The 6,551-nt window shown below is 54.7% G+C and carries 6 protein-coding genes; 3 read left to right on the forward strand and 3 right to left on the reverse strand.

The features are described from left to right. From ACTG4M_RS16675 to ACTG4M_RS16685, 3 genes are all read right to left on the reverse strand, one after another. Positions 1 to 517: isocitrate/isopropylmalate family dehydrogenase (locus ACTG4M_RS16675; RefSeq protein ID WP_439124796.1), on the reverse strand; the 517-nt coding region annotated here is incomplete at its 3' end. A gap of 80 nt (positions 518 to 597) precedes the next feature. Beyond that, positions 598 to 1,554 carry an aldo/keto reductase gene (locus ACTG4M_RS16680; RefSeq protein ID WP_439124797.1) on the reverse strand — a complete coding sequence of 319 codons (957 nt, stop codon included), beginning with the start codon at positions 1,552 to 1,554 and terminating at the stop codon, positions 598 to 600. A gap of 149 nt (positions 1,555 to 1,703) precedes the next feature. After that, on the reverse strand, positions 1,704 to 2,600 hold the full coding sequence (locus ACTG4M_RS16685) for a UTP--glucose-1-phosphate uridylyltransferase (protein WP_439124798.1): 897 nt from the start codon (positions 2,598 to 2,600) through the stop codon (positions 1,704 to 1,706). 153 nt (positions 2,601 to 2,753) lie between these two features. Here ACTG4M_RS16685 and ACTG4M_RS16690 point away from each other — a divergent pair, with 153 nt between their 5' ends. Genes ACTG4M_RS16690 through ggpS form a run of 3 tightly spaced genes read left to right on the forward strand, consistent with a single transcriptional unit; the run spans position 2,754 to position 6,162 of the window. After that, positions 2,754 to 3,896, forward strand: a complete 1,143-nt coding sequence (locus tag ACTG4M_RS16690; protein ID WP_439124799.1) for an NAD(P)H-dependent glycerol-3-phosphate dehydrogenase — start codon at positions 2,754 to 2,756, stop codon at positions 3,894 to 3,896. Then, positions 3,893 to 4,675 (forward strand): HAD-IIB family hydrolase, encoded by a 783-nt coding sequence (locus tag ACTG4M_RS16695; RefSeq protein WP_439124800.1) that lies wholly within the window; start codon positions 3,893 to 3,895, stop codon positions 4,673 to 4,675. Before ACTG4M_RS16690 ends, ACTG4M_RS16695 begins: the two co-directional genes overlap by 4 nt. Next, positions 4,675 to 6,162 carry a glucosylglycerol-phosphate synthase gene (gene ggpS / locus ACTG4M_RS16700; RefSeq protein ID WP_439124801.1) on the forward strand — a complete coding sequence of 496 codons (1,488 nt, stop codon included), beginning with the start codon at positions 4,675 to 4,677 and terminating at the stop codon, positions 6,160 to 6,162. The genes ACTG4M_RS16695 and ggpS overlap by 1 nt, the downstream gene beginning before the upstream one ends. Positions 6,163 to 6,551: the final 389 nt, after the last annotated feature.

Raw genomic sequence — 6,551 nt, forward strand, 5'->3', positions numbered from 1 at the left:
ACGCATAGCGCATGATCCGGGTCACACCGACTCGGGTGAAGATAGATACTTCGGTACCAACCTCCTCGGGCATACCCTTGTGCGCGCGGCCCCCATGTCCAGAGTATTCACCTTCAGAATTCTCGCGCACGATCACCCAGTCCAGATCGCCAACATCGACACTGCGCAGAGGGGAGGTGACACCTGGAATGATCTTGGTGGGGCGGACATTGGCGTATTGATCAAAGCCCTGACAAATTGGCAAACGTAATCCCCACAGGGTGATGTGGTCTGGAACGTCCGGCGCCCCGACCGCACCAAAGTAGATAGCATCAAACGGTTTGAGCTGGTCCAGCCCTTCCTCCGGCATCATGACACCAGTCTTTTTGAAGTACTCCGATCCCCAATCAAACGAGGTCACGTCAAACTGCAGCTCGCCTGTGCGCTGTGCCAGTACAGACAGGACTTCGATGCCTGCCTCGATCACCTCTGGCCCAATACCATCGGCGGGAATGGCCGCAATCTTGTAGGTCCGCATCCTGTTCTCCTGACGAATGATCTTGTTAAAGGCCGAATTTGGATGTGTTCGGCCCTAGTCTTGTCGATGCGTTCAACCGCTTAACAATAGCCCTCGGGGCCATTCCATTGTGCTTTCGCATAACGATCGCCATGCGCCCAGCCGACGGGAAGGATTCGTTCGATCTCCGCCATCATGTCCGCAGTCAGGGTCAGATCGGATGCAGCAGCACATTCGGCCAAGTGCGGAGCCGTGCGGGTGCCTGGGATCGGAATGATGTTACCGCCGCGAGCCAAACACCATGCCAGAGCGAGCGCCGTTGCCGTTGTTCCATGATCGCTGGCGTAGGCTTTGAACCTCTCGGCGTATTCCCGGTTGAAACTGAAGTTCGGCTCAAGGAAGCGCGGATTGTTCTTGCGGAAGTCTTGGTCGAGGAACGTCGCCGGATCAGGTGTTACGCTGGATAGCATACCGCGGCCTAATGGGGAGAAAGCAACCAGAACCACGCCCAAATCGTGGCAGGCTTGAATCATGCCAAGCTCAGGTTGTCGCGACCAGAGCGAGTATTCGCTTTGAACCGCATCCACAGGCCCGACAGCGGACGCGCGGCGCAGCGAGGCCGGAGAGATTTCGGAAAAGCCGATCCCACCGATTTTGCCTTCGGTTTTGAGCGTCAAAAGAGCTTCCATGACATCCTCAATAGCGACTTCGGGATCGCGGCGATGCACGTAAAACAGATCGACGTTGTCGACGCCCAGACGCTTTAATGACCCCTCAAGCTCGGATCGCAGATGGTCGGGTGTGTTGTTGAACCCCCGGGTGCCATGTTGCGGGTCACGCCAAATGCCAGCCTTGGTCGCGATTGTGAACTTGGAGGTATCGCCTTTGATAAATGTCCCGATCATCGTTTCGGAAACGCCAAGCCCGTAGACATTTGACGTATCAAGACAGTCGATCCCCAAATCCAACGCAGCGCTGAGTGTCGAATGCGCCTCGGCTTCGGTCGTCGCTCCGTAGAAGCCGCCAAAGCTCATGCATCCAAAGGCGATCTCGGACACAGTTTTTCCAGACTTCAAAAATTGTCGTTTTTTCAATGAACCTTCCCCGCATAGCATTCTCAGCCCACCGGCTGCGCGCGGATAACATCATGGCGCACGAAGAAGGAAAAGGTCTGTAAGCGATATACTTACCAGAACACGTTTGAGTGTCAGGCTGCGAACGATGCCGTGTCATCGACCAGACCCCGTGCCTTGAGCACAGCGAGACAATCGGGATCGTCCATTGCCAGCTCCAAAGTCGCTTCGAGCATACCTGCCTTTGAGCCACAATCGAACCGCGTTCCTGAAAACTGGAAACCACCCAGACCAAGTGTCGAGGCACCACGTGCAATTGCGTCGGTCAGTTGGATTTCTCCACCCGCACCGGGCTTTTGGGTATCCAGCGCATCAAAGATTGTCTCATCCAGGATGTACCGACCGACAACGGCTTGTCGTGAGGGGGCGTCTTGCGGCTTGGGTTTTTCTACCATTCCATCGGCCAAGACAATTGCGCCATCTTTGCCGGTCACGGACAATACTCCGTACCGATGTACCCGGTCTTCTGACACTTCCATTGTTGCGACCAAGTGGCCGACCTTGCGTGCGTTATAGGCCGAGATCATCTCGCTCAGACATCCGACCGGGCCGAGGATCAGATCGTCCGGTAAGATGACAGCGACAGGCCCATCAAGCACGTGGTCTTTTGCACACAAAACTGCATGCCCCAGTCCTTTTGGTTCGGTCTGCATGACGAACCGCACGTCATCTTCGACCGGACACAGTGCAGCATCGGATAGCGCATCCGCCACTTCTTGCTTACCACGCGCTTCCAATTCACGCGTCAGCCGCGCATCTTCCATCACGTGCCGTTCGATTGCTCGCTTTGACGGGTGGCTGACAAATACCATACGTTCGATGCCGGCTGTGCGGGCTTCGTCAACAGCGTATTGGATCAAGGGCGTGTCAAGAACCGGCAGGAGTTCTTTTGGTGTTGCCTTTGTCGCTGGCAGGAAACGTGTTCCCAGCCCGGCTACGGGAAAGATCGCTGTACTCACATGAAGGGTCATCGGCAAAGTCCTCAAATTTGTTGAATTACCAAAGGCTAACGCGTTGCCTGCGAAATAGTTTCGCACTTGCAGCATTTTTCTGCATCTGCATGGAACTGTTTCGCCGTTCGCGCGTTTGAATGTTATGAATATCTTGTCTGAAGAAGTTGCCTCATGAGAATTGATCGGCAGTTTGGCGAGTCTTTTCCACGGTCGGCGCATCCGTACAAACGCCTCGCCGTCATTGGCGCAGGTGCCTACGGAACGGCGCTTGCCCATGTCATTGCTCAGGACGGAACACAGGTTTCGCTGTGGGCGCGTGATGAAGAAGTGGCAGGTCACATCAATCGCAGCTCGCGGAACGCGCATTATTTACCGGACATTATCCTTGCGCCGTCAATCACCGCAACGCACCAGCTTAAGGATGCGTTGCGGGATGCCGATGCAGTTATGATTGTTGTTCCATCGCACGCCATCAGGTCAGTCGCACGCGCCATGCGTCCTTATATCCTTGCAGGAATACCGATCACTGTGTGTGCAAAGGGTATTGAGGCCGACACAGGGTGCCTCATGTCGCAGATTGTCGAAGATGAATTGCCCGGACATACGGTCGGTGCGTTATCTGGGCCAACCTTTGCCACTGAGCTTGCGGCAGGACACCCATCAGCCGCGACACTGGCCTTTTCGTTTGATCAACCTGACCGGCTCGACCCAGAAAACAGTGCGGCGGCGCGTATGGCCATGACCCTCGCCACGCCAGCCTTTCGCACCTACCTGTCGGACGATCTGGTTGGTGTAGAAATCGGTGGCGCGGTCAAAAATGTGATTGCTATTGCTTGCGGTATGATGCGTGGCGCAGGCTTTGCCGAAAACACACGCGCAGCCCTGATCACGCGCGGCCTGGACGAAATGAAAGCCTTGGCCGAAGCGTTGGGCGGACGCCGCGAAACCGTGACCGGCTTGTCCGGAATTGGCGATCTCACCCTGACCTGTTCCAGCACAACCTCACGCAATATGTCGCTGGGCGTTCAGTTGGGAAGTGGTCTTGAACGAGATGCCTGTTTTGACGGGAAGCGGACAATTGTCGAAGGCGAGGCAAACGCCAAATCGGTGACAGACCTTGCCCACAAGCTTTCTGTGCCAATGCCCATCTGCGAAACTGTCTGTGGCATTTTGCATGACGGCCTGCCAATCGCCGAAACATTTGCACGGTTTTGGGCCGAACCTATCGAGTCCGAACCACGGGCGATGTCGTTGACTTTTGCGCATCCAGCCCCGCTTTCCACCACACCTGCATTCAAGGAGATCCCAACATGACTGTTCATGTACCGATCCAACCAGCCATTGGTGAAAAGCCCTTTGTCCTTGCCACCGATCTGGACGGGACATTCCTTGGTGGTTCGGCAAAGGATCGAGAAGAGCTGTACAATTGGATCGAAGACAATCGTGCGACGGTTGGTCTGATCTTCGTGACAGGTAGACATCCAGAATTTATCCACGACCATTGCGATTCTTTTGGCATTCCAATGCCGGACTACGTGATTGCCGATGTAGGCACCACGATCGCACAGGTTCAGTCGCCCGGGATGGTGCTACCTGTACCCGAGCTTGAAGCGCCGATTGCCAAAGCTTGGGATGGTAAGGCCGATCAGGTCAAAGCGCTGATGGACGCCGTGGATGGCTTAACACTACAGGACACGCCATTTCGGTATCGCCTTAGTTACCATATTTCGCCCAACGGCTTTGATGCCGCCCATCTTGATCCTGTCAGAGCTTTGGGCGTGGACGTTTTGGTTTCAGACAATCGATTTGTGGACGTGCTTCCAAAAGGTATTTCCAAGGGTCCAACCTTGCTCCGTTTGATTGCGACGCTCGGCATCTCAGACGAACGCATTCTGACCGCGGGTGACACATTGAATGATATTTCAATGTTGACTGCAGATCTGCATGCGGTTGCTGTCGGTGGATCGGAACAAGCTCTTTACGACGCGCTTCCTGACAGTTCCAAAATTCATCGCGCGCGCAGCGAAGGTGCTGCGGGCATACTTGAGGCTGTCGCAGCCTTTGACCTTCATCCAACTCCAGGGAGTTATTGATGTCCTCCGATCTTGTGATCGTCTACCACCGCCAACCTTACGAAGAAGTCGAAGAGAACGGCACAACGGTTCTTCGAGAAAACAAAAGTCCAAACGGCATCGTTCCAACGTTAAAGAGCTTTTTCGGCAAGGTTGACCATGGCGCATGGGTCGCGTGGAAACTGGCCAAAGATGCCAATGACCCCGGTTGGGAACGGCAAATCGAAGTTGAAGACAGCTTTGGCAACTATTCTGTCTCACGCCTTCCGTTAACTCAGAAACAGGTGCACGAGTTCTATCATGTGACATCGAAAGAGGCATTCTGGCCAATCCTTCACAGCTTTAAGGACCGATACAACTACGATCCAGTTGATTGGCCTAACTTTCGTGAAGTGAACTGGCGCTTTGCCGAGGCTGCAGCGGCGGAAGCAGCCCAAGGCGCGCTTGTTTGGGTGCATGACTACAACCTGTGGCTGGTTCCCGGATATCTGCGCCAGATGCGCCCGGACGTGAAGATCGCGTTCTTCCACCATACGCCTTTCCCAGCACCCGATATGTTCAACGTACTGCCGTGGCGGCGCGAGATTATCGAAAGCCTGATGGAGTGCGACAGCGTCGGATTTCACATCCCGCGCTATGCGACCAACTTTGCTGCCGTCGTACAAAGTCTCATGGACGTCGAGATTACAGAACGCGCCAAGGTGCCCGATGATCTGATCGCTGAAGGAACCGCATTGACCGAACGCAGGGTACCGGCGGTGTTGGGTGGACCCAGCCGCGATGTTTATCTTAGCGTTGCGCCTGTTGGTGTTGACGTTGATTACATCGAAAGCCGGGCACAAGACGAGGCAACACAAGAACGCGCAAAGGAATTGCTGGGCGATCTTGGTGATCGAAAGCTTATTCTTTCAGTGGGTCGTACCGACTATACCAAGGGCGGCATTGAGCAGTTGCAATCGTTTGAACGCATCCTTGAGGATCGCCCTGAATTGCGCGGGGCGATACAACTTATGCATGTGTCGGTCAGCGCCAACCGGGGTATGGCCGCGTATGGGGAAATTCAATCTTCGATTGAAGAAGCAGCAGGCCGGATCAATGGCCGATTTGGATCATTGGATTGGCAACCTATCACACTTGTATCGCGCGCGATCCCCTTTAAGGACTTGGTCGCTTACTACCGCGCCGCGTCTGTTGCCTGGATCACACCGCTAGCGGATGGGATGAACCTTGTCGCCAAGGAATTCATAGCTGCGCGCGTTGATGGCGATGGTGCACTGGTCTTGTCCGAATTTGCCGGCGCAGCGGTTGAACTAAGCGCTGCAGTTGCCACCAATCCATTCTCCACACGGTCGATGGATGTGGCCATCGGACAGGCGCTTGATATGTCCGAAACCGAACGGCGCGACCGCATGACATCGATGCAGCAGGCCGTGCGGAACTATGACCTATCCAGCTGGGGCAAGTCAGTGGATGCCTTGTTGCCAAAACCAAAGAAAAACGCGGCGTGATCAAAAAGGGCGAGCTGCCCCACAAAAACTAATTATGCGCGCCTCAGGAAAGACGTTGCAGCAAACATCACGCGCAATCGAACGGCGCGGATGAATTGCGCAACCGGGCCGTCCATTGATCGAAATGGTAAAATGGACCAGCGCTTTCAATCGCAATTTAGCTTTGCCCTCCTATCGACATCCAAACCAATTTCTTTCAGCTCTGCGGTCATCCGTGGCCGCGCTTAGCTGCCTAGATTGAGAAGCGACTGTCCCTTGATGTGTGCCGGCGTAACCGGATCGCTCCGTTGCTACGGTTGGCTCTGTAGAAAGCTCGCAAACCACGTGCGTTGACGCCGACAACGTCAGAAAATGCTGATAATCTACAAAGCTCGTTTCAATAGTTGGAT

Source organism: Marivita sp., assembly GCF_965656765.1.
In the GTDB taxonomy this organism is placed as follows: Bacteria; Pseudomonadota; Alphaproteobacteria; order Rhodobacterales; family Rhodobacteraceae; genus Marivita.

Coding starts and splice junctions, on each gene's coding strand:
- ACTG4M_RS16695 (WP_439124800.1), top strand. CDS start 3,893: ATGACTGTTCATGTACCGATCCAACCAGCCATTGGTGAAAAGCCCTTT.
- ggpS (WP_439124801.1), top strand. CDS start 4,675: ATGTCCTCCGATCTTGTGATCGTCTACCACCGCCAACCTTACGAAGAA.
- ACTG4M_RS16685 (WP_439124798.1), bottom strand. CDS start 2,600: ATGACCCTTCATGTGAGTACAGCGATCTTTCCCGTAGCCGGGCTGGGA.
- ACTG4M_RS16690 (WP_439124799.1), top strand. CDS start 2,754: ATGAGAATTGATCGGCAGTTTGGCGAGTCTTTTCCACGGTCGGCGCAT.